Below are 20,766 nucleotides of genomic sequence, written 5' to 3' on the forward strand. Positions count from 1 at the left end.
CGCGTCGGCGTAGGCATCAAAAAAATAGCCAGAGTGACAATTAAATTACTGACTTTCCGGTAATTTAAATTGCTCACATATACATGTTTTCCATGTTGACCAGCGCATGCGCCAGTTGCCCGCCAGGAACGCATGAGGACGACTCTTGCTTGCAAATTGCGCATCAATTGAAACAATTTCTTACAATGTTGCCTTCTCAATATTTTGACAAATTTGTGTCAAAAAAACGACACATTGACCGAAATCAAGTTTTAGCCTGACCCATTTCACACAATTTGCTTTTTCTTTTTTTGATTTTTTGCTTAAAAGCATCGCTAAATCGCCTTAGCGCTGGCTTGCGCGCCGGAGCAGGCGCATGAAACCGCCCAGCAGAGGCAATTTTTCATACAATTCTTCCGCCACATCCCAATAATCGCGGTGCAAGATCACCCGTCCCTGCGCATCGAAGCGCACATGGGTGGCGCCACGAATACATTGTTCGCCAGATACCAGTCGTTTCATGCGGAAACGAAACTCCCACGTCAGGAAGGCTTGCGTCCCCTGCCCCAGGCTTTCCAGCACGACAAACCGCGGCGCATCGACTTGCACGAACATGTGCTCGAAGATGGCCAGGATGGCGGCATGTCCCTGCACCTCGTTGAACGGGTCCTTGAAATGCGCGTCCGGCGCGTACACGGCGCCCAGTTGCGCCAGGTTGTCGATGCGCAGGTGCTCGTAGAACGCCACCAGGCGCGCCAGCGGGTCATCCATGCTTGCGTTCATAAGCCAGTCACCTTGCTGATCAGCCAGAAATAGGCGCGGTACGGCAACAGCCGCGCCAGGCGCAGGGTATTCGTGAAACGCTTGGGAAAGTGGATGTGGAACTGTCCCCGCTCGATACCGTCGAGCATGGCGGCGGCCGCGTCGTGCGCCGTCATCAGGGCAGGCATCTTGAAATCATTGTCCGCCGTCAGCGGCGTGGCGACGAAACCGGGATTGATTTGATACACGTCAATGCCACGCCCGTGCAGATCCAGGTACAGCGACTCCGTCAGGTTGATCAGCGCCGCCTTGCTGGCGCCATATGCGAGCGCCTTGGGCAAGCCGCCATAGCCGGCCACCGAGCCGACGATGCCGATACCGCCGCTGCCCTGGCGCAACAGCCACGGCAAGGCCTGCTCCAGGCAATTGAAGACGCCGCCCACATTCAGGGCCAGCAAGCCCTGCGCCGCCTCAAGGTCAAAGCTATCGGCGCGCATGGCCTGATAGCCGCCTGCCACCACCAGTATCAGGTCGATATGCGTCCACTGCTGCTGCAATTGCGCGCAGACGGCCCGCAACTGCGCGGGCTGGGTGATATCGAGCGGCAAGGCCTGCGCCAGCGGCTGCCCCTGGCACAGCAGTTCCAGGCTGGCGCGATGGCGGGCCGACAGGGCCACGCACGCCCCCTGCTCCAGCAACAAGGTGGCGCACGCCGCGCCGATGCCGCTGGAAGCGCCGATGACCCACACGCGCTTGCCGGCCCAGCTGCTGATCTTGCGATTCATGGGGCCGCCTGTGATGGACGCTTGCTGAACGATAAAGTGACGGCGCCCAGGCTGAAGCCGAACTTGCTCATGGCGGCGCGGTTCAGCATGACCTTGTCATCCATCAGGAACATCCAGTCCTCGAAATCGACGTGGTAGACCGTGCCATCGACGGGCAGCGCCAGCACATATTGCCAACGCAAGGCATTGCCGGCCACTTCGCCGATGGCCTCGCCGACGACGTCGGGCGCCGTGCCGATGAAGCGCCCGGGCGCCGTCTTGCGCAATGTCCACACGCGGCGTTGTTTGCTGCCGTCCGAATACGTGAAATCCTCGTCCAGGGTGCCCGTCTCGCCCGCCCAGCTGGCCCGCATCACCACCGTGAAGCGCTTGACCACCTTGCCCGAGCGGTCCTGGAAGATGCCGTGGGCATCGAGTGTGCCGTTGAAGTACTGCTGCAGATCCAGTACGGGCAGTTCCTGCGCGTACGTGGCGGGGGTGGGCGGCGTTGAGCAGGCGGCCAGCGCCAGCAGCACAGCCGCCGCCGCGATGCCGCGTCGGCAGCATTTCATGAGGTGCATGGTCGAATCTCCAGGTGATCGCTATATATATGTTGTAAGGGCGCGCGCCACAGCAGCAGCGCGGCCAGCAGTTTCAAGGCGCAGGGCAGCAAGGCGTAAGCGACAGACAGGGCCGGCAAGCCTTTGTTGCTGCCCGGCACATAGCCGAGCCAGGCCAGCAGGGGCAAGGCGATGCCGGCCGCCAGTGCCAGGCTCATTTGCACGCCCCAGTTCCACCAGCCGAAATACGCCGCTTCGTGCCGCCCGGCATGGCCCGCCGCGCCGATCAGCCCAGCCAGCAGGGCCGGCGGCAAGGCCAGGTCGGCACCCAGCGCCAGGCCCGACAGCAGGCAGATACTGGCAAAGCCCCAGGCGGCGCCAGCGCCCAGGCCATATGCCCAGACAAACACACCGGCGGCCAGCAGCATGGCGCCGCCCCAGGCACGCGCTTCGCCAAAGCGGCGCGCCAGGGCCACCCACGCGGGCATCGAGGCGGCCGCCGCGCAAAAATACACAATCAGGAACGGACCGGCGTAATGCCCCAGGCGCAAATAATCGCCGGCAAAGAACAGGAACAGGGTGGCGGGAATGGCGGCAGCCACGCCATTGACGAGCAGGACGGCGAACAGCCAGCGGAACGCGCGCTGGCGCAATGGCAGGCGCCAGGCGCCAGCGGGCAGCGCCTGCGTGCCTTGGCGCAAGAGCGGACGCGGCGCGCGCGCCAGCAGCAGCGCGCCCGTCGCCAGCAGGCACACGGCAAAGGCCAGCGACAAGCCGTCATAGCCGAGCACGGAAGTCAATCCCGCCGCCAGGATCACGCCGAGCAAGCCGCAGCCTTCGCGCACGGCCGTCACGCGCGCCCGCTGCGCCCGCGCCTGGCTCAAGGCCGCGCCCCAGCTCTGGTGCGCGATGCCAGCCAGGCCATAGGCGGTGTAGACGAACAGCAAGGCGGCCAGGAACCAGGCCAGGGTCGCCCCATGCGACAGGGACGGCGGATGGAACAGGGCGCCAAAGCCCAGCAGCAGCAGCGGTAGCGCCGCGCCGACATAGACGGCATAGCTGCGCCGGCCATGCGCCATCCAGGCGCCGAGGGCCGGATCGATGAAGGCGGCGGCGATGCGGGCCGCCAGCAGCACGGCGCCGATTTGCGCCAGGTCAAGGCTGCTGCGCTGCGCATAAAATGGCGCCACATAGATATAGATGGGCAGTGCCAGCATGGCCAGCGGCAAGCCGAACAGGCCATAACTGAACAAGGCAGGCAAGGTCAACGCGCCGGCCCCGCGACTCATGGCAGTGGCGCCGCGCTCTGCAGCAGGGCCGCGCGCAGCTTCGGCGCCGTCGAGTCGGGCGACAGCCAGATGGCGAAGAAGGCGCGCGCGAAGTCGCCATCGCTCACATCGGCCAGCACCTTGCCATCGAGATAAAAACGCACGCCGGGCGCGATGCCGGCCCGGTAGGCGCCCGCGATGCGCTGGTCTTCCTTGACGTCAGGAAAGATGCGCTGCATGGTGGCCAGCCACGCCAGGCGCTGCTGCTCCGTGCCGACGCCCAGCTTTTGCATCTGCTCATGGCTGGCTTCGGCGATCTTCTTGCCGTCAAGCGCACGCGCGTAGCGCAATTCCAGCACGAACGGCGCCGTTGCCGACGCCACGCCCTGGTAACCGTTCGCGCCCACCCAGAGTTGCGCCCGATAAATACGCATGCCGAACCATGTGTATTCGCCCTCGCCCGCCAGGCGGGCCTCGGGCACGTCGGCAGCGATAAAGGCAGGCGGCGCGGCCACGGCGCCGAACATGGTCAATGACAACACAACAGTGGCAAGCAGGCGGCGCATGGTCAGTCCTTGATCAGGGTAAATTGCATCACATCCGTATTGTGCGCCTGGAAGGCGGCCTCGCAATACGCGAGGTAAAACTCCCAGGTCAGCAGGAAACGGCCGTCGAAACCCTGCTTTTCCAGCGCCGTGCGCTGCGCCAGGAAACTGGCGCGCCACTGGCGCAAGGTCTCCGCGTAATCGAGGCCAAAGCTGAAGGCGTCCTCCACGCGCAAGCCCTGCGCCTCGGCGGCGCGGCGAAATTCCAGCGGCGAAGGCAACATGCCGCCCGGGAAAATATACTGTTGAATGAAATCCGTGCTCTTGCTGTAGCGCTGGAACAGTTCGTCGGCGATGACGATGGTCTGGATGCAGGCGCGTCCGCCCGGCTTCAGGTTGCGCGCCACGCACTCGAAATAGCCGGGCCAGTAGCGTTGTCCCACGGCTTCGAACATCTCGATCGAGGCGATGGCGTCGTACTGGCCGGCGCTGTCGCGGTAGTCGCACAACTGCAGGTCGGCCTGCCCTGCCAGCCCCGCGTCCTGCAGGCGCTGGCGCGCATACGCCAACTGCGCGGTCGACAAGGTCAGGCCCGTCACGTGGGCGCCGTTATCGCGCGCCGCCGTTTCCGCAAAGCCGCCCCAGCCGCAGCCAATTTCCAGCACGCGCTGACCCGGCTGCAGCTGCAGCTGGCTGGCGATGCGCCGGTATTTGGCGCCTTGCGCCTGTTCCAGGCTGGCGCCTTCGCTAAACAGGGCGCTCGAATACGTCATCGACGGGTCCAGCCACAGCTGATAAAAGGCGTTGCCGATGTCGTAATGGGCATGAATATTCTTCTTGCTGCCGGCGCGCGAATTACGGTTGAGCAAGTGCCGCACCTTGTAGACGAGGTTGCCCCACCAATTGCCGTAGATCAGCGACTCAATGTGCGCGCGGTTGCGTATCATCAATTCGATCAAGCCCGGCAAATTGTCCGTGCGCCAGTCGCCAGCGATAAACGTTTCCGCAAAGCCGATGTCACCCGAACGCAACACGGCCGAACACAGGTGCCAATTGTGCAAATCCAGGGTGACGGGGTGGCTGGCGTCGCCGTACAGCAAGAGACGGCCATCGGGCGTGCGCAGGCGCAGGGCGCCATATTGCAGTTTTTCCAGCAGGCGCAGAATCATGCGCGCGGAAGCGGGCAGATCCAGATGTTCATGCACAGGTGTCGGGGACGGGCCGCTGCGCGCATGCAGGCCGGTCGGCAGGGAATCGGAGCTCATCGGGACACCTTTTCTTGTGGAGGGTGAGGTTTGCTGAAAAACGGCACGCGGCGCAAGCACAGGCGCAAGGCTTGCCAATGGATGCGCGCCATCACGCCAAACGTCATCAGGGGATAGCGCAGCAAGGCCCAGGCGATGGTGCCATCGCGCAGCGGCCGCGCCGTGCCGGACAAACTGGTCTGCAAAATCGGGCCGTCGAGGTCGTCATAATCGACGCGGGCCAGGTGGCGCTCGCCATCCTTGTCGTGGTTGCGCAGGAAACGGAAACGGTACTGTCCTTCCACCTTGCAAAACGGCGACACATGGAAAATCTTCTTGGCACGCAACTCGCTGCCGTACGCGATGGCGCCGCCCTGTTCGAGCAAATACAGATGGCGCTCGCCAAAGGTATTGCGCACATCACAGACCACGGCGCGCAGCGCGCCATCCGGGCGGTGGCAAAACCAGAAGCTGACGGGGTTGAAGACATAGCCGCACAGGCGCGGCATGGTTTGCAGCCAGATTTCGCCACCCGCGTCCGACACGCCATGCTGGTGCAGCAAGCCGTCGATCCAGTCCAGCAGCGGCGTCGTGCCATCGCCGTGGTCGCTGTCGCGGAAGACCAGCACATTGGCGCCGTTGCGCGAGATCAGGCGGGCCGCGAAATCCTGCGCGCCCAGGCTGCGCAGGGGCAGGCGCAGATAAAACATGCCGTAAGCAAAGGCATGCGCGCGCGGGCGCAGCCGCGCATGGCGCACCAGGCCCAGGCACAGCTGGGGCTGCGGCGGCACGGCTTGCCCGGGATCACGCGGCATGGCCGAGCTCCGCGGACGCCAGGCCCAGCAGGCTTTGCGCCACGGCCAGGCCCGACTTCAAGCCGTCCTCATGAAAACCATAGCCCGTCCAGGCGCCCGCGAACCACGTGTGCTGCGCGCCCTGGAAGCCGGCCAGGCGCGCCTGGGCGGCAATGGCCGCGCCATCGAACACGGGATGGGCATACGAAAACTCGTCGAGGATGGACGCCGGGTCCGGTTCATCGAGAGGATTGAGCGAAACGATGACGGGCGTGGTAAACGGCAGCGGCTGCAACTGGTTCAGCAAATAATGCACGCATACTTGCGGCGCCTCGCCTTCCGCCGCTGCCGGCCGTCCCTGGTAATTCCAGGCCGACCATGCCTTGCGGCGCTGCGGCAAGCAGGACGCATCCGTATGCAGCACGGCCCGATTGGGCTGGTAGCGTACGGCTTCGAGCACGCAGCGCTCGTCGTCACGGATATCACCCAGCAGGGCCAGCGACTGGTCGCTGTGGCAAGCGAGTACCACGTGATCGACATGCTCGACGCCGGCGGCCGTGTGCAGCTCGACCATGCGCGCGCCAGCATGAGCCTGGCGACGCACGGCCAGCACAGGGCACGCCAGGCGCTGCTGCGGAATGCCCGCCAGCAGTTGCTCCACATACACGCGCGAACCGCCCCGTACCGTGCGCCATTGCGGCCGGTCGCTCACTTGCAGCAAGCCATGGTTGTGGCAGAAACGGATGAAGGTGGCCAAGGGAAAGGCCAGCATCTGGCGCGCCGGGCACGACCAGATACAGGCGGCCATTGGCAGCAGATACCAGTGGCGGAATTCATCGCCATAGCCGTGCAGGTCGAGAAACTCGCCCAGTGACATGGCCGGCGCCGGCACGCTGGCCGTGGCCAGGGCGCTGGCCTGGCGGTTGAAGCGCACGATATCGCGCAGCATGCGCAGGAAGGCGGGACGCAGCAAGTTGCTGCGTTGGGTAAACACGGTATCGAAATTGGCGCCCGCCCATTCCAGCACCCGGGCATCGGGCGTGGTGCCGAGCGGCATTTTCACGGAAAACGACATGTCGCTGTCGGCCGCCTCGACACCGAGTTCATCAAACAGTTGCACCAGGTTCGGGTAGGTGGCGTGGTTAAACACGAGAAAACCCGTGTCGACGCCATGCGTGACGCCATCGAGCGTGACATCCACCGTATGGCTGTGGCCGCCAAAATAGTCGCCCGCTTCGTACAAGGTGACGTCCTGGCCTGCTTGCGCCAGGCGATAGGCACACGACAAACCTGCGATTCCTGCTCCGACGACGGCAATTTTCATGAGTACACCTGTGTTAAGTTTGTCCTGGACAAAACGAGCCTCATGGATAATCGATGAAATATTGATTCATGTCAATGAGTGCCCCGAGCCGTTCAGAAACTTATACGTCGGCAATTCCCAATCGGATTCAGCTATTTGGTAAGGGGCGGCGGAAAGCGTAAAATGCATGCCACGTTCTTCCGCAAGCGAGCAAAGCCACCCTGGTATGGATACTGACCTGCAACCCACTTCCGCCTTCAGCATCAGCGATGTCGAACGCGATACCGGACTGGCCAAGGAAACCTTGCGCGTGTGGGAGCGCCGCTACGCCTTTCCCCAGCCCCAGCGCGACGCTTTTGGCGAGCGCAGCTACCCGGCCGAGCAAGTGCACAAGTTGCGCATGGTCAAGCGCCTGCTGGACCTCGGATTTCGTCCGGGCAAAATCATGCAACACAGCACCGTGCAACTGCAGCAACTGGCCAACGCCGGCAGCGCGGCGCCGTCAACCCGGGCACCCCAGCTCGAACACTACCTGGCCCTGTGCCGTGACCACCAGATGGCGGAACTGGGCGACGCCCTGCGCCACGCGCTGGCCGTGCTGGGCTTGAAAGCGTTCACCATCGACGTCATCGCGCCCCTGACGGGCATGGTGGGCGAAGCGTGGGCGTGCGGCGACCTGGCCATCTATGAAGAGCATCTGTATAGCGAAACCTTGCAAACGGTGATGCGTCATGCCATTTTTTCCCTGCCGCAGGCAAGCAGCCCGTCGACGCGCACGCCACGTATCGTCCTCAGTACCTTGCCACAGGAGCGGCATGGCCTGGGGCTGCTGATGGCCGAGGCGCTCTGCGCGGCGGCCGGCGCCCATTGCATGTCGCTGGGGGTGGAAACGCCGCTGACGGACATCGTCGCGGCCGCCCGCGCGCAGCGGGCCGACATCGTGGCGCTGTCGTTTTCCAGCGCCAGCAAGCAACGGCAGACGCGCGACAGCCTGCAGCAGCTGCATGCAAGCTTGCCGCCAGACATAGAGTTGTGGGCTGGCGGACGCAGTCCCGTGCTGACCAGGCAGCCGCCGGCGTTCCTGCATGTGCTGGACTTGCGGCAAGTTGACGAAAGCATCGCCGACTGGCGCCGCCGCCATCAGGCACTGGCCCTGCAAACCCACTGATCCGGCTGGAAAGCGCGGCAACTGCGGCGATCTCCGTGGATAGCCGCGCAATGTTGCCAATCGAACAGTAAAGCATGAAGCGCCGGGCGCGCTCTGGTAGAATAGCCCGTAACACAGTGTCCGGCGCCGCCGGGCCTTAGGTCAGCACCCGCCACCACACATCCATGTTTAGTTTCTTCAAGAAAAAACCCACCGCTCCCGAGGCTGCGCCAGCCGAGCCCCTCGTCCTTCCCGCCGCCACGCCGCCTGCACCGCAGCCTGCCGCCACGCCCTTGAGCGGCGCGCCAGCCGAGCTCGTGCCCGTGATCGTGACTGCCGAACCCGAGAAAAAATCGTGGATGACGCGCCTGAAGGCCGGCCTGTCGAAAACCTCGAACACCTTGTCCGTGCTGTTCGTCGGCGCGAAGATCGACGAGGCCCTGTACGAAGAGCTGGAAGCGGCGCTGCTGATGTCCGACGCCGGCATCGACGCCACCGAATTCCTGCTCACGGAATTGAAGAAAAAGGTCAAGGAAGACAAGCTGCTCGACGCCGCCGCCGTCAAGGCCGCGCTGAAAGTGCTGCTGATCGACCTGCTCTCGCCGCTGGAAAAACGCTTCGAGCTGGGCCGTCACAAGCCGCTGGTGATGATGATTTCCGGCGTGAATGGCGCCGGCAAGACCACCACCATCGGCAAGCTGGCCAAGCACATGCAGTCGAACAATCAATCCGTGCTGCTGGCCGCGGGCGACACCTTCCGCGCCGCCGCGCGCGAGCAGCTGATGGTCTGGGGCGAGCGCAACAACGTCACCGTGATCTCGCAGGAATCGGGCGACCCGGCCGCCGTGGCCTACGACTCCGTGCAATCGGCAAAAGCGCGCGGCATCGACGTGGTGATGGTCGACACGGCAGGCCGCTTGCCGACGCAGTTGCACCTGATGGAAGAATTAAAGAAAATCAAGCGCGTGATCGGCAAGGGCATGGAAGGCGCGCCGCATGAAACGTTGCTCGTCATCGACGGCAACACGGGCCAGAATGCCCTCACGCAAGTGAAAGCCTTCGACGATGCCCTGCAATTGAGCGGCCTGGTGATCACCAAGCTCGATGGCACCGCCAAGGGCGGCGTGCTGGCGGCGATCGCCCGCGTACGCCCCGTGCCCGTGTATTTCATCGGCATCGGTGAGAAAATTGAAGACTTGCAGCCTTTCGTGGCTGCCGAATTTGTCGAAGCGCTGCTCGGATAAGCCCATACATGATTGAATTTCAGCACGTCTCCAAGCAATACTCCGCCGATGCCGTGGCCCTCAGCGACATTTCGCTGAGCATTGCCAAAGGCGAGCTGGTGTTCCTGGCCGGCCCGTCCGGCGCCGGCAAATCGACCCTGCTGAAAATGATCGCCGCCATGGAACGCCCCACGTCGGGCAAGCTGATCGTCAATGGCCAGGACATGGCGAAAATCAAGCCGGCCGGCGTGCCGTTCTTGCGCCGCAACATGGGCCTGATCTTCCAGCAGCAAAAACTACTGAACGACCGCTCCATCCTGGCCAACGTGATGCTGCCGCTGCTCGTCGTCGGCGCGCATAAAGTTGCCGCAGAGCAGCGCGCGCGCGCCGCCCTCGACAAGGTGGGCCTGCTGGACCGCGCCATGGCGCGCCCGCTGTCGCTGTCGGGCGGGGAACAGCAGCGCGTGTCGATCGCGCGCGCCATCGTCAACCGGCCACAGATCATCCTGGCCGACGAGCCGACGGCCAACCTGGACCGCGCCAGCGCCAACAAGGTGCTCGATGCCCTGAAAGCGTTTCACTCGGTGGGCGTGACCTGCCTCATTTCCAGCCATGACGAACAGATGCTCGACGCCGCCGCCCGCGTGATCCACCTGAAAAACGGCCAATTAGTCGCCATCGACAAAGCCACGCAGGCGCCCGTCTTCGCGCCGCCCGATCCCGATTTCGCGCCCTCCCCCGGCCCCGACGATGTGCAGGGAGAACAGGCATGAGAGGCTGGTTCCGTCAACACCGCTTCGCGCTCGGTTCGGCGCTGATCCATTTGCGCAAGTCGCCAGGCGGCTTCCTGTTGAACGTGCTGGTCGTCGCCATCGCCCTGTCGCTGCCGTTCGCCGGCTTGACCATGCTCGACAATGTGCGTCCCATGTCGGAACAGATGTCGGTCGACCCGGAAATCAGCGTTTTCCTGAAGATCGACACGCCGCGCGAGCAAGCCGTGGCCCTGGCGGGCGCCATGCGCAAGATCGTCGGCGCGCAAAAGGCGAAGATCGTCTTCATCCCGCGCGAACAGGCGCTCGACACCCTGAAAAACAAGAACGGCCTGGCCGACGTGCTCAGCACATTGGGCGACAATCCCTTGCCCGACAGCTATGTGCTGAAACTCGATGCGTTCAGCAGCGCCAGCGAAGCGCAGGATGTCGATGCGGTGGCGGAGCAGCTGCGCCACCTGCCAGGCGTGGAATCGGCGCAAGTCGATTCGGCCTGGGTCAAGCGCCTGGCGGCCCTGCTGGGCGTGCTGCGCCTGGTGCTGCTGCTGCTGGCCATCACCCTGGGCGTGGCCGTGATCGCCGTCGTCTTCAATACCATCCGCCTGCAGGTGATGCAGCAGCGCGATGAAATCAGCATCTCGAAATTGATCGGCGCAACGGATACCTTCATCCACCGCCCCTTCTATTACACGGGCGCCCTGCTGGGCCTGTGCGCCGGTGCGCTGGCGCTGGGCGCCGTGGCGCTGGCCTTGCAGCCGCTCAATACCGCGATTGCCGAGTTTGCCCGCCTGTATGCGTCCGAATTCCAGCTGGTGCCGCTGGCGCCGCTGCCGATGGCCGGCTTGTTGGCCGTCAGCGCCGGCCTGGGCCTGATCGGCGCCTTCCTCTGCGTGCAGCGCCACCTGGCGCGCCTGAACTGACCATTCCCTTCCATGGCGGCGCCCCAGGCGCCGCCATGCGTCCCCACATGCTGTTATCTTGATATTTAGCAAGTATTCTTAAGGTTCGCTTCAGCCAGAGGCCGTAGACTAGCTACGTTGTCGTGAAGCGGCCTGCAGAGCCACGCCAATCGTTGTTCATATACATTTATCAAGCATTACATCGCCATAGTATTTAGGCTATCAGGACGATTAAATGTGCTGATTGGCACTCTCAAGCAGAGAGTGCTAATATAGAGACATACCAAACGCAGAACCGCCATGGGTGCCAGATCAAGATGGTACCGCGATCTGCAAAGTGCAAGACCGAATACTGAAAACGACTAGATAAGCGGACCACGTCGCGTGACGTGGCCAACTGGAACAAAGCAAGACTACGAGGGAGAAAACATGACTATGATGTCCGCAACGTCCGCATTGGTTCCGACCAAAAGTAATGCGCTGGGCCTCGGGTTCACTGGCAATCTGGGCAATATCGACGCCTATATTTCGGCCGTGAATCGCCTGCCCATGTTGACCCATGATGAAGAAATCTCGCTGGCAAAACGCCTGCGTGAAAAAAATGACCTGGCCGCCGCGCAAGAGCTGGTGCTGTCGCACCTGCGCCTGGTGGTCTCGATTGCCCGCGGCTATCTGGGCTATGGCTTGCCGCACGCCGACCTGATTCAGGAAGGCAATATCGGCTTGATGAAAGCCGTGAAACGCTTCGATCCGGACCAGGGCGTGCGTCTGGTGTCGTACGCGATGCACTGGGTGAAAGCCGAGATGCACGAGTACATCCTGAAAAACTGGCGCCTGGTCAAGGTCGCGACGACGAAGGCGCAGCGCAAGCTGTTCTTCAACCTGCGCAGCCACAAGACGGGCCTGGACGCGATGACGCCGAAGCAAGTCGATGCGCTGGCCAAGCTGCTCGACGTGAAACGCGAAGAAGTGATCGAAATGGAAACGCGTTTGAGCGGCCGCGACATCGCCCTGGAATCGCCGACCGACGATGAAGACGACAAGTTTTCGCCGATCGCCTACCTGTCGTCGGAGCAAAGCGAGCCGACCAAGGTGCTGGAAGCGGAACAAGTGACGCGCCTGCAATCGGAAGGCCTGGAAACGGCCTTGAGCAAGCTCGACGCCCGTTCGCGCCGCATCATCGAAGCGCGCTGGCTGGCCAACGACGACGGTTCCGGCGCCACCCTGCACGCTTTGGCAGAAGAGTTCGGCGTATCGGCCGAACGCATCCGCCAGATCGAAGTGGCGGCGTTGAAAAAAATGAAGGGCGCGCTGGCCGCCTGGGTGTAAGCACAAGCACTGCCGCAATGCAAAAGGCGCCGCAAGGCGCCTTTTAGTTTTACAAATGATATTTATCAACAGATAAACATTGTCAGCCCTTATGCTGCAGCCAAGCCCTTGGTGATCAGCTCGGCGACCAATTCATTCAGATCCGCATCGCGTTCCTTGGCCAGGGTCTGTAATTGCAACACCAGATCGCTGTTCAGTTTGACGGCGAATGGCACCAGGCCCAGGGCCTGATCGCGCTTGCGCTGCTCGCGGCGGTCGACGACGACCGCTTCCTTACCGAATGCACCGGCGCCGGGAACATTCATCTTTCCCATCAGTTTCTTGGCATCGCTTTTCGCCAGGGCAGTTTTTTTCATGGTTGTTTCCTGATTTTCAAAACAGCCATTCTACGCAGTAATCGGCGCGCCGCGTGGCCGGCGCATCAATTCATCGGCAGCGCGCCAATAGTGCGCCGAAAAAATATCATTTTGTTACCATCATTTTATCCCACGTGTGAACAAGCACGCCAGGGACGCTCTATCTGAAAGGAAAAACATGCCTCACCTGACCCGCTCTTATCGTACCTTGCTGCTGCCCCTGCTCATCGCCTGTCTGGCCGTGCTGGCTGGCTGCGGCGCGGCCGGCAGCGCCGGCGACGCGGAAAACACGCCGCGCAGCGTCACCCACGTGCTCTCGCCGGGCGAACAGGTCGCCATCACGGCCACCGATACCCTGAAACTCGAACGCGTCAACGACAGCCGCTGCCGCAAGGGCGCCGTGTGCGTGTGGAAAGGCTACGTCAGCTACAGTTTCAGTCTGCTCAACAGCGCAGGCGCCACCGACATCGTCCTGTCCGACTCCATGCCCGGCGCTGCCAGTTCCGTCAGCGTCAACCATTTGACGTTCACCCTGCTCGACGTCGACCCGGCCACGCCGCCCGCCCTCAACGCGGCCACGCCCGCGTATCGGGTCAAGGTGAAGATCACGCAGGGCGCGCTGGAACGCCCATAAATCGACCAGGCCCGGGTGGTACGCTATCATCTTGCCATTGTTAATATTATTGCAGGACGCACGATGATCGTATTCCAGGGTTTGTCCAAGCGCTACGGCACCTTCGACGCCGTGCACCCACTCACCTTGCAGGTGGGGAAGGGAGAAGTCTTCGGCTTCCTGGGGCCGAATGGCGCCGGCAAGACCACCACCATCCGCATGCTGATGGGCATCCTGGTTCCCAGCAGCGGCCGCGTGCTGGTCGATGGCCTCGATTGCCACCGCGATGGCGCCGCCGTCAAGCGCAAGGTGGGCTACCTGCCCGACAACCCCATCTTTTACGATTACTTGCGGGGCCGCGAAATCCTGCAATTCGTCGCCGAAATGCATGGTTTTTCGCGCGCGGAAGCGGCCGACCGCGCCGCGCGCCTGCTGACGGAATTTGGCCTCGACGAAGCGGGCGAGGATTTCGCCGTCAATTACTCACTGGGCATGAAGAAAAAACTGGGCCTGGCCTGCGCGCTGATCCACGATCCGGCCGTGCTGATCCTCGATGAACCGATCAACGGCCTCGACCCGCGCGCCTCGCGCGAAGTACAGGAACGGCTGCTGCGCATCGCCGCCGCCGGCACCACCATCTTCGTTTCCACGCATTTGCTCGACATGGCGCAAAAGCTGTGCAGCCGCGTGGCCATCATCCACCGCGGCGCGCTGGCGGCCACGGGTAGCCTGGACGAGATTCGCCGGCAGCTGTCCAGCGACGGCAGCCTGGAAGAACTCTTCCTGCAGCTGACCGATGAAACGGCCGCCGCATGACGCCGGCGCCGCTCACCGCCTGGCGCGCCATCTGGCTGCTGACCCGCTTGCGCCTGCAGCGCCTGCTCAACGTCAGCGGCCACGGACTGGCCTTCAAGAAGACCGGGCAGGGCCGCCCCGCCACGCCGGGCAAGAAACGGGGCCGCTGGCTGCTGGGCGTGCTGCTGTTCCTGCCCATGCTGTTTTCCTTCGGCACGATCGCGCGCCATGGCGTGCTCAACATGCATTGCCTGCTGGACCAGGTGGCCGCCTGCCAGGCGCAAGGCAGCATGCAGGCGGGCGAACGCCTGCTGGCGCCCGTCATCGCCCAATTGATCGAGCACCCGTTCAGTACGGCGCTGGCAGGCGGCCTGGCCCTGCAATTGATGCTGCTGTGGCTGGTCAGCGTGTTGTTGCCGCTAGGCATGGGCGAGCTGTCGAAACCGGACTGGGATCTGGAATGGCTGGTCACCTTGCCGGTCGACAAAGCCACGCTGCTATGGGCGCGGGTGCTCGAACGCACGGTCGTCAATCCGGCCGGCCTGCTGGCCTTGTGGCCCAGCACCACCATGATCGCCTGGTATTCGGGCCAGGGCTGGTTTTCTCCGCTGTCCGGGCTGGCGGCCAGCCTGCTCCTGCTGGCCCTGGCCGCCATGCTGCGCACCCTGGTCGATACGGGCTTGCGCCTGTCGCTCAGTCCGGCCCGACTGGGCAACCTGCAGGCACTGCTCTCGGTGGCCGGGGTATTTCCCATGTATATGGGCATGTCCTTCGGCATGGGCGCGGGCGGCTTTGCCCATGGCTGGGCCGCGGCCATGCCGGCCTGGAGCGGCTGGACGCCGCCCGGCCTGCTGGTGCGCGTGCTCAATGCCGCCAGCCTGGCGGCCGCGCTGTTGCCGGCCTGCCTGCTGCTGGCGCAAGTGCTGCTGTTGATGTGGCTGGGCATGGCGATGCTGCGCCGCCAGTTGCGCCACGGCGTGGTGGGCGCGGGCCAGCGCGAAGCCAGCCGCAAGCGTTCCCCGGCGGCGCTACCCGCTGGCCAGTGGCGTGCCCGCATCGGCACGGTGATACAGCGCCGCGAATTGACCCTGCTGATGCGCGACCGCAATTTTCTCGTGCAAACCCTGCTGATGCCCTTGCTGATCCTCGGCGGCCAGTCTTTTTTTTCGGGCCAGGCACGCGACCTGCACGCGCTGCTGGCCAGCCCCGCCCTGCTGGCATCGACCGGCTTTTTCCTCGGCAGCTATGTGCTGATGATGTCGGCCTTCCAGACCCTGAACAAGGAAGGCGGCGCGCTGTGGCTGCTATACACATTTCCCGTTTCCGTTGAGCAGGCGCTGCGGCAAAAGGCGCAGCTGTGGGCCGTGCTGGCCCTGCTGTATCCTTTGATCCTGTTCGGCGTGGCGCTGGCCTGGTTGCCCGCCTGGTCGTGGCAGACGGCGGGCCTGATGCTGCTGGCCCTGGCCGGCATTCCTCTGTATGCGATGATCGCCGTGGCGCTGGGGGTGTTCGCCAGCGATCCGCTGGCCAGCGAAGCGACGGCGAAGATACGCCCCACGTATATGTATCTGTATTTGCTGCTGACCGGCTTGTACCTCGCCGCGCTGGCCGCCGGCAGCGTGGCGCAGCAACTGGTGTTTGTCGTGCTGACGGTGGCGCTGGCCCTGGCACTGTGGCAAAAGGCGCGCGACGAGCTGCCCTACCTGCTCGATCCGGCCGCCTCGCCGCCGGCCCGCGTGTCGGCCTCGGACGGCTTGATCGCCGCCATGCTGTTCTTTATGCTGCAGACACTGGCCTTGATCCTGCTCAAGGCGACCAGTGTGGCGCCGCTGGCCCAAGCGGCCATCGCCTCCGGCGCGGCTGGCGCGCTCACGTATGCGCTGCTGCGCCTCGTCTATTGGCGCGCCAGGACGGCCGGCGTGCCGCACATCGGACAGGGCCGCCAGCCGTGGCGCCGGGGTGCGACAGGTGCAGCCATGGCGGTGCTGTCCGGCATCGGCTACGCAGCCCTGTCGCCGCCTGCCGCGCCGCTGCCGGATGTTCTGTCGTGGAACGGGCTGTGGCTGCTTGCCGCGGGCGTGCTGGCCGCCCCCCTGTGCGAGGAATTCCTCTTCCGCGGCTTGCTGCAGGGTGGCTTGCGCCGTTCGCTGCCGGCCTGGCAGGCGATCGGCATCGCCGCCGCGCTGTTTGCCATCGTGCATCCGCCTGCCGCCATGCTGCCCGTCTTCGTGCTGGGCCTGTGCACGGGCTATGCCTATGAGCGCAGCGGCGCGCTGCTGGCCCCCATGCTCACGCACGCGCTGTATAGCGCCGCCATGCTCGGCTATCAGATGAATAGGTGATTATTGCCCGGTTTGCTAGAATCGCACACGTTTCCGTCCGTATCCCAACCAATGACTACGCACAGATCACGCATGCATCCACGCTTGTTCGCCCCCTTTATCCTCGCTGCACTGCTGAGCGGCTGCACGGTACTCGCCCTGCGCCCCAACAGCGGCATCGAAAACCGCACGTTTGCCGTGCAGGAAACCCCGCGCCTGCGCATCGACGCGCCCAAGGCGCGCATCCAGAATCCCATGCCCAGCGACCACTTCATCGGCATCGCCCTGTCCGGCGGCGGCAGCCGCGCCGCCAATTTCTCGGCCGCCTCGCTGGAGCAGCTGGAAGAGTTCGGCCTCGTCAGCGGCGCCTCGGCCATCTCCGGCGTGTCGGGCGGCGCCATCGCGGGCGGCTACTATGCGCTGCATGGCAAGCAGACGGACTGGCCCTTGCTGCGCAGCAAACTGAAAACGGATTTCTTTGGCCAGACCATCTTGAAACCGGCCAACCTGACGACGATGTTGTTGACGAACAAGACGCGCACCTCGTTCCTGTCCGACGTGCTGGACGATGTGCTGTACGACAAGAAAACCTACCAGGACTTGCCGCACGACGGCCCCATCTTCCTGGCCAACGCGACGGACGCCACCGATGGCGGCAAGCGCGTGGTGTTTTCCTATGAGTATTTTTACGGCACCCTGCATTCGCCGATCCAGGATATCCGCCTGGCCACGGCCGTGGCCACCTCGGCCGCCTTTCCCGGCGTGTTCGATTCCGTCACCTTCGAGCGTTTCCGCCCAAAAAACAGTTTCGTGCCAGAACTCGGTTCCGAATCGCGCGAATCGCCGTCCTACGTGCACCTGTTCGACGGCGGCGCGGCCGACAACCTGGGCGTCGAAACCCTGTGGGACGTAGCCCTGACGCAACTGTATGGCAACGACATGGCCGTCGTGCCGCCGCGCCTGAACAGCAAGCCCTTCATCCTCATTGCCATCGATGCCAACGCGCCCAATTCCAGCGCCGTGTTTGAAAAGATGTCGGACGAGCGCCAGCCGCTGGACCGCATCTTCAACAAGAATATCTACGACGCCGTCGACGCCCTGTTTTCGCGCCAGCGCAAGGAAAACCTCGTCAAGATGGGCTTTGGGCAAGCCCGCTTCGATACCATCACGCATGAAAACTTCGGCGACCTGAGCCAGAAATTCGTCAAGGGCAAGCGCACCTCGGCCTTTGCCATTCCCGTGCTGTGCCGGCCCCATCTGGGCCAATACCGCTGCGAAGTCGATGCGGCCGATCCCTTGCCGGGCCAGATCCGCACGCGGCTCGAAGGCTTTGCCTGGCATATTTCCATTGACCAGATCGCCTCGCTGGCGCTGCGCCTGTCCAGCGGCGATGCGCAAGTCGATGGCGCGCGCAAGGTAGAACGCGCCGCCCTCGTCAAGCTGCAGCGCCTGGCCACGCAAACGAAGACCCATTTAAAACTGACGGGGCCGGAAAATTGCAGCCCGGACGTCCTGCAAGCGGCCCTGTACAGCGCCGCGCGCGTGCTGATCCTCGACGACGAAGAATCGCGCTTCGCCCTGTGCGACTACATGCTGGCGGGCCAGCTGATCAATGACGACACCGTCTGCAAGCAGCGCTATGTGCACGCCGTGCCCCGCTTCGCCATCGAAAGTGAAGATTTACAGTACCGCAACTTAAGTTCGGACGGCAATTCCGTGAACGTGCCGATACGCTGCAAGAAGTGAGCGCGCACAAAAAAGCCCGCACGATCGCTCGTGCGGGCTTTAGCGCAAGGATTCCAAGCGCCCGGCTGATTTAGATCAATCGACCTTAAATCAAGCGACTACGCCTGCGCATGTAGCTGCGGCTTAACGCACCTTCCAGTTCCTGCTCCGTTTTATGCTGGTTCACCGTGTACAGGGCCCACAGGGCCGCCGGCGCCCAGCCGATCACAGTGCACTGCAAGATCAAGGCGGCGGCACCGGCCAGCGGGCGCCCCAGCATGAAAAACGTGAGACACGGAAGTAGCAAGGCTATCAGCAATCGCATCACGACATACTCTCCTAAACTTAGAGCAGCGGACAAGGGCCGGTATCCGGTCCGTCCCCCGCCCGCTGCGTACTGCTCCTTATAGATGCACGGTAATCTGCGGCATCAAGTCGTCAAACGTGCGACCGTTGCCGTTTTCTCCGATGGCGTGCATCTTCCATTCGCCGTTATGGCGGTACAGCCTGGCCATGATCTGTGCCGTGTGGGAACCTTGCACAGACAGGTTGAAACGCGCGACTTCCTGGTTATTGCTGGCATTCAAGATGCGGCAATAGGCGTTTTCCACCTGCGAGAAATTCTGGCCAGTAAAGCTGTTGACGGTGAAGACCAGGCTTTTCACGTGCGCCGGCACTTTCGACAGATCGACATTGATCTGTTCGTCGTCGCCATCGCCCGCGCCCGTGCGGTTGTCGCCCGTGTGAACGACACTGCCGTCCTTGCTTTTCAGCTGGCGGAACCAGACGATGTCGGACGTTCCCTTGTTTTCATCGAACATGACGCACGAGGCGTCCAGGTCGACGGCTTCGGTCTTCGAACCGAAACCGAGGAAACCCTTGGTCTTGACCGCATCCCAGCCCAGGCCCATGGTGATACGGGTCAGGGTGGCACCAGCTTCTTTATCCAGAGAAATCTTCTGGCCTTTGCTCAAATTGACAGACATACGCATAGCTCCTGTTTGCTTGGTTACATCAAATGTTAGTTACGCCGGCTTGCTTTGGGTCCAGGCGAGGAAGGCTGCGCGGTTACGCGAGCACACGAGGATTTTTCCCGTGCCTGAGAACTTCAGCACGACGCCCTCGCCGCTGGTCTGGCTATTGATCAAATTGCCCAGAAAGCCGCCGCTGCTGCCGGTCGTCATGGAAATTTCGTATTGCAGGCGGTTATCCCAGCACACGACGTGCGAGTTATCGATCACCACGTCCTTGCCAGGCGTCACTTCCAGTATCGACATCGCGCCAAAACCGGAGACCGCCAACTGGCCGCTGCCTGCCGTCTCGGTGATGAAAAAACCACCGCTCTGGGCAAACAGCGCATTGCCAAGGCTTTGCGTGCGCACCTTCAATTCCACGCCAGCACTGGCCGCCACGAAGGCGCCATCGCTGATCATGTATTGCTGGGCGCCCACATCCAGCACCCGCATCGCGCCGGGCAAGGTAGGCGACAGCAGACAGTCGCCGTCGCCCCGCATGGCCTCGATATGCTGCTGAAAGAACGATTCCCCGTTGGCAAAGGTGCGCATCAGCGCGGCGCCTATGCCGCCAGTCATCTTGCCTTTCAGCTCAAGATTGGTTTCCATCATCACCATCGCGTTGGATTCGCAATAAATCTTCTCGCCCTTGGCAAGCGACACATGCAGGAACGGGTCGACGTCCCCGGTAATACTAAAAACTGGCATCTGACTATTCCTTCCTCAACTAGGTAATGATGGGGGCGGCCCGCAGCGCGGACCGCCTTGATTATTTACAACTTATACGCCGACGCCGAACGACGCGGCGAGTGGGCCCAGGCCGCCTTTATATCCCTGGCCGATGGCCTTGAATTTCCAATCGGCGCCATTGCGGTAGATTTCACCGAAGACCATGGCCGTTTCCGCCGAACCGTCTTCCGACAGGTCGAAGCGGGCGATTTCCGTGTTGCCGTTGGCATTCACGCAACGCACGTACGCCTTCGATACCATACCAAAGTTTTGCTTGCGCGCTTCGGCATCGTGAATCGTCACGCAGACGGCGATCTTGTCGATCTCGGCCGGCACCGTGGCCAGGTCGACGATGACGGTTTCATCATCGCCATCGCCAGCGCCGGTGGTGTTGTCACCCGAGTGGGTGACGGAACCGTCGCTCGATTTCAGGTTGTTGTAAAAAATCATGTCGACGTCGGCGCGAACCTTGCCGTCGGCCTTCAGCAGGAAGATCGAACCGTCGATGTCGAATGCGGCGCCGTCGGTGGCGCGGGCATCCCAGCCCAGGCCGATGATCATCTTCGAAATGCCAGGGGCTTCTTTGCTCAGGTTGACGTTGCCGCCTTTTTGCAGACTGATTGCCAT

General features: G+C 62.9%; 22 protein-coding genes. 9 read left to right on the forward strand and 13 right to left on the reverse strand.

What is annotated here, in order from left to right; all coding sequences use genetic code 11:
- Nucleotides 1–324: 324 nt before the first annotated feature.
- From ACP7DW_RS18445 to ACP7DW_RS18480, 8 genes are read right to left on the reverse strand one after another with little or no spacing between them, the layout of a single operon-like run.
- Nucleotides 325–762: a nuclear transport factor 2 family protein gene (locus ACP7DW_RS18445; protein WP_426056173.1), complete on the reverse strand. Its 438-nt coding sequence runs from the start codon at nucleotides 760–762 to the stop codon at nucleotides 325–327.
- Nucleotides 759–1,526, reverse strand: coding sequence for an SDR family NAD(P)-dependent oxidoreductase (locus ACP7DW_RS18450; RefSeq protein ID WP_298406197.1), 768 nt, complete (start codon nucleotides 1,524–1,526; stop codon nucleotides 759–761). The genes ACP7DW_RS18445 and ACP7DW_RS18450 overlap by 4 nt, the downstream gene beginning before the upstream one ends.
- Nucleotides 1,523–2,086, reverse strand: a complete 564-nt coding sequence (locus tag ACP7DW_RS18455; RefSeq protein WP_426056172.1) for a DUF3833 domain-containing protein — start codon at nucleotides 2,084–2,086, stop codon at nucleotides 1,523–1,525. The genes ACP7DW_RS18450 and ACP7DW_RS18455 overlap by 4 nt, the downstream gene beginning before the upstream one ends.
- On the reverse strand, nucleotides 2,074–3,354 hold the full coding sequence (locus tag ACP7DW_RS18460; RefSeq protein WP_426056171.1) for an MFS transporter: 1,281 nt from the start codon (nucleotides 3,352–3,354) through the stop codon (nucleotides 2,074–2,076). The genes ACP7DW_RS18455 and ACP7DW_RS18460 overlap by 13 nt, the downstream gene beginning before the upstream one ends.
- Nucleotides 3,351–3,899: a chalcone isomerase family protein gene (locus tag ACP7DW_RS18465; protein ID WP_426056170.1), complete on the reverse strand. Its 549-nt coding sequence runs from the start codon at nucleotides 3,897–3,899 to the stop codon at nucleotides 3,351–3,353. Before ACP7DW_RS18465 ends, ACP7DW_RS18460 begins: the two co-directional genes overlap by 4 nt.
- A gap of 2 nt (nucleotides 3,900–3,901) precedes the next feature.
- Complete coding sequence (locus ACP7DW_RS18470; protein WP_426056169.1) at nucleotides 3,902–5,143, reverse strand: class I SAM-dependent methyltransferase; 1,242 nt, start codon at nucleotides 5,141–5,143, stop codon at nucleotides 3,902–3,904.
- Entirely contained in the window at nucleotides 5,140–5,937 is a 798-nt protein-coding gene (locus ACP7DW_RS18475; RefSeq protein WP_426056168.1) for a DUF1365 domain-containing protein, read from the reverse strand. The genes ACP7DW_RS18470 and ACP7DW_RS18475 overlap by 4 nt, the downstream gene beginning before the upstream one ends.
- A complete protein-coding gene (locus ACP7DW_RS18480) occupies nucleotides 5,927–7,240 on the reverse strand; it encodes an NAD(P)/FAD-dependent oxidoreductase (RefSeq protein ID WP_426056167.1) in 1,314 nt (437 codons plus the stop codon). The genes ACP7DW_RS18475 and ACP7DW_RS18480 overlap by 11 nt, the downstream gene beginning before the upstream one ends.
- 205 nt (nucleotides 7,241–7,445) lie before the next feature.
- Here ACP7DW_RS18480 and ACP7DW_RS18485 point away from each other — a divergent pair, with 205 nt between their 5' ends.
- From ACP7DW_RS18485 to rpoH, 5 genes are all read left to right on the forward strand, one after another.
- Entirely contained in the window at nucleotides 7,446–8,387 is a 942-nt protein-coding gene (locus ACP7DW_RS18485; RefSeq protein WP_426056166.1) for a MerR family transcriptional regulator, read from the forward strand.
- Nucleotides 8,388–8,551: 164 nt separating this feature from the next.
- Nucleotides 8,552–9,610: a signal recognition particle-docking protein FtsY gene (gene ftsY, locus ACP7DW_RS18490; protein ID WP_426056165.1), complete on the forward strand. Its 1,059-nt coding sequence runs from the start codon at nucleotides 8,552–8,554 to the stop codon at nucleotides 9,608–9,610.
- 8 nt (nucleotides 9,611–9,618) lie between these two features.
- Entirely contained in the window at nucleotides 9,619–10,362 is a 744-nt protein-coding gene (locus ACP7DW_RS18495) for a cell division ATP-binding protein FtsE (protein WP_298406213.1), read from the forward strand.
- Nucleotides 10,359–11,279, forward strand: a complete 921-nt coding sequence (gene ftsX, locus ACP7DW_RS18500) for a permease-like cell division protein FtsX (protein WP_141171776.1) — start codon at nucleotides 10,359–10,361, stop codon at nucleotides 11,277–11,279. The genes ACP7DW_RS18495 and ftsX overlap by 4 nt, the downstream gene beginning before the upstream one ends.
- 414 nt (nucleotides 11,280–11,693) lie before the next feature.
- Nucleotides 11,694–12,587 carry an RNA polymerase sigma factor RpoH gene (gene rpoH / locus ACP7DW_RS18505; RefSeq protein WP_141172941.1) on the forward strand — a complete coding sequence of 298 codons (894 nt, stop codon included), beginning with the start codon at nucleotides 11,694–11,696 and terminating at the stop codon, nucleotides 12,585–12,587.
- Nucleotides 12,588–12,676: 89 nt separating this feature from the next.
- Here the strand turns inward: rpoH and ACP7DW_RS18510 are convergent, their stop codons facing one another.
- Nucleotides 12,677–12,943 (reverse strand): hypothetical protein, encoded by a 267-nt coding sequence (locus tag ACP7DW_RS18510; RefSeq protein WP_071079406.1) that lies wholly within the window; start codon nucleotides 12,941–12,943, stop codon nucleotides 12,677–12,679.
- Between the two features lie 178 nt (nucleotides 12,944–13,121).
- On the opposite strand from ACP7DW_RS18510, the gene ACP7DW_RS18515 reads away from it, so the two are divergent.
- The 4 genes from ACP7DW_RS18515 to ACP7DW_RS18530 all read left to right on the forward strand — a co-directional run bounded on the left by ACP7DW_RS18515 (nucleotide 13,122) and on the right by ACP7DW_RS18530 (nucleotide 18,418).
- Complete coding sequence (locus tag ACP7DW_RS18515) at nucleotides 13,122–13,577, forward strand: hypothetical protein (RefSeq protein ID WP_426056164.1); 456 nt, start codon at nucleotides 13,122–13,124, stop codon at nucleotides 13,575–13,577.
- Between the two features lie 63 nt (nucleotides 13,578–13,640).
- Nucleotides 13,641–14,372 (forward strand): ABC transporter ATP-binding protein, encoded by a 732-nt coding sequence (locus tag ACP7DW_RS18520; RefSeq protein WP_426056163.1) that lies wholly within the window; start codon nucleotides 13,641–13,643, stop codon nucleotides 14,370–14,372.
- Nucleotides 14,369–16,693, forward strand: coding sequence for a CPBP family intramembrane glutamic endopeptidase (locus ACP7DW_RS18525; RefSeq protein WP_426056162.1), 2,325 nt, complete (start codon nucleotides 14,369–14,371; stop codon nucleotides 16,691–16,693). Before ACP7DW_RS18520 ends, ACP7DW_RS18525 begins: the two co-directional genes overlap by 4 nt.
- A gap of 72 nt (nucleotides 16,694–16,765) precedes the next feature.
- Nucleotides 16,766–18,418 (forward strand): patatin-like phospholipase family protein, encoded by a 1,653-nt coding sequence (locus tag ACP7DW_RS18530; protein ID WP_426056161.1) that lies wholly within the window; start codon nucleotides 16,766–16,768, stop codon nucleotides 18,416–18,418.
- Nucleotides 18,419–18,503: 85 nt separating this feature from the next.
- Here ACP7DW_RS18530 and ACP7DW_RS18535 read toward each other — a convergent pair whose 3' ends face one another.
- From ACP7DW_RS18535 to ACP7DW_RS18550, 4 genes are all read right to left on the reverse strand, one after another.
- Entirely contained in the window at nucleotides 18,504–18,722 is a 219-nt protein-coding gene (locus ACP7DW_RS18535; protein ID WP_034784905.1) for a hypothetical protein, read from the reverse strand.
- 79 nt (nucleotides 18,723–18,801) lie between these two features.
- Nucleotides 18,802–19,383 (reverse strand): TerD family protein, encoded by a 582-nt coding sequence (locus ACP7DW_RS18540; RefSeq protein WP_298406228.1) that lies wholly within the window; start codon nucleotides 19,381–19,383, stop codon nucleotides 18,802–18,804.
- Nucleotides 19,384–19,422: 39 nt separating this feature from the next.
- The gene (locus ACP7DW_RS18545) at nucleotides 19,423–20,118 is read right to left on the reverse strand and encodes a TIGR00266 family protein (RefSeq protein WP_071079412.1); all 696 of its coding nucleotides are present in this window, start codon (nucleotides 20,116–20,118) and stop codon (nucleotides 19,423–19,425) included.
- 72 nt (nucleotides 20,119–20,190) lie between these two features.
- Entirely contained in the window at nucleotides 20,191–20,766 is a 576-nt protein-coding gene (locus tag ACP7DW_RS18550; protein WP_071079413.1) for a TerD family protein, read from the reverse strand.

The organism is Janthinobacterium sp. PSRC1-1 (assembly GCF_049897525.1).
Taxonomy (GTDB): Bacteria; Pseudomonadota; Gammaproteobacteria; order Burkholderiales; family Burkholderiaceae_D; genus Janthinobacterium; species Janthinobacterium tructae.

Coding starts and splice junctions, on each gene's coding strand:
- ACP7DW_RS18445 (WP_426056173.1), bottom strand. CDS start 762: ATGAACGCAAGCATGGATGACCCGCTGGCGCGCCTGGTGGCGTTCTAC.
- ACP7DW_RS18450 (WP_298406197.1), bottom strand. CDS start 1,526: ATGAATCGCAAGATCAGCAGCTGGGCCGGCAAGCGCGTGTGGGTCATC.
- ACP7DW_RS18455 (WP_426056172.1), bottom strand. CDS start 2,086: ATGCACCTCATGAAATGCTGCCGACGCGGCATCGCGGCGGCGGCTGTG.
- ACP7DW_RS18460 (WP_426056171.1), bottom strand. CDS start 3,354: ATGAGTCGCGGGGCCGGCGCGTTGACCTTGCCTGCCTTGTTCAGTTAT.
- ACP7DW_RS18465 (WP_426056170.1), bottom strand. CDS start 3,899: ATGCGCCGCCTGCTTGCCACTGTTGTGTTGTCATTGACCATGTTCGGC.
- ACP7DW_RS18470 (WP_426056169.1), bottom strand. CDS start 5,143: ATGAGCTCCGATTCCCTGCCGACCGGCCTGCATGCGCGCAGCGGCCCG.
- ACP7DW_RS18475 (WP_426056168.1), bottom strand. CDS start 5,937: ATGCCGCGTGATCCCGGGCAAGCCGTGCCGCCGCAGCCCCAGCTGTGC.
- ACP7DW_RS18480 (WP_426056167.1), bottom strand. CDS start 7,240: ATGAAAATTGCCGTCGTCGGAGCAGGAATCGCAGGTTTGTCGTGTGCC.
- ACP7DW_RS18485 (WP_426056166.1), top strand. CDS start 7,446: ATGGATACTGACCTGCAACCCACTTCCGCCTTCAGCATCAGCGATGTC.
- ftsY (WP_426056165.1), top strand. CDS start 8,552: ATGTTTAGTTTCTTCAAGAAAAAACCCACCGCTCCCGAGGCTGCGCCA.
- ACP7DW_RS18495 (WP_298406213.1), top strand. CDS start 9,619: ATGATTGAATTTCAGCACGTCTCCAAGCAATACTCCGCCGATGCCGTG.
- ftsX (WP_141171776.1), top strand. CDS start 10,359: ATGAGAGGCTGGTTCCGTCAACACCGCTTCGCGCTCGGTTCGGCGCTG.
- rpoH (WP_141172941.1), top strand. CDS start 11,694: ATGATGTCCGCAACGTCCGCATTGGTTCCGACCAAAAGTAATGCGCTG.
- ACP7DW_RS18510 (WP_071079406.1), bottom strand. CDS start 12,943: ATGAAAAAAACTGCCCTGGCGAAAAGCGATGCCAAGAAACTGATGGGA.
- ACP7DW_RS18515 (WP_426056164.1), top strand. CDS start 13,122: ATGCCTCACCTGACCCGCTCTTATCGTACCTTGCTGCTGCCCCTGCTC.
- ACP7DW_RS18520 (WP_426056163.1), top strand. CDS start 13,641: ATGATCGTATTCCAGGGTTTGTCCAAGCGCTACGGCACCTTCGACGCC.
- ACP7DW_RS18525 (WP_426056162.1), top strand. CDS start 14,369: ATGACGCCGGCGCCGCTCACCGCCTGGCGCGCCATCTGGCTGCTGACC.
- ACP7DW_RS18530 (WP_426056161.1), top strand. CDS start 16,766: ATGCATCCACGCTTGTTCGCCCCCTTTATCCTCGCTGCACTGCTGAGC.
- ACP7DW_RS18535 (WP_034784905.1), bottom strand. CDS start 18,722: ATGCGATTGCTGATAGCCTTGCTACTTCCGTGTCTCACGTTTTTCATG.
- ACP7DW_RS18540 (WP_298406228.1), bottom strand. CDS start 19,383: ATGTCTGTCAATTTGAGCAAAGGCCAGAAGATTTCTCTGGATAAAGAA.
- ACP7DW_RS18545 (WP_071079412.1), bottom strand. CDS start 20,118: ATGCCAGTTTTTAGTATTACCGGGGACGTCGACCCGTTCCTGCATGTG.
- ACP7DW_RS18550 (WP_071079413.1), bottom strand. CDS start 20,766: ATGGCAATCAGTCTGCAAAAAGGCGGCAACGTCAACCTGAGCAAAGAA.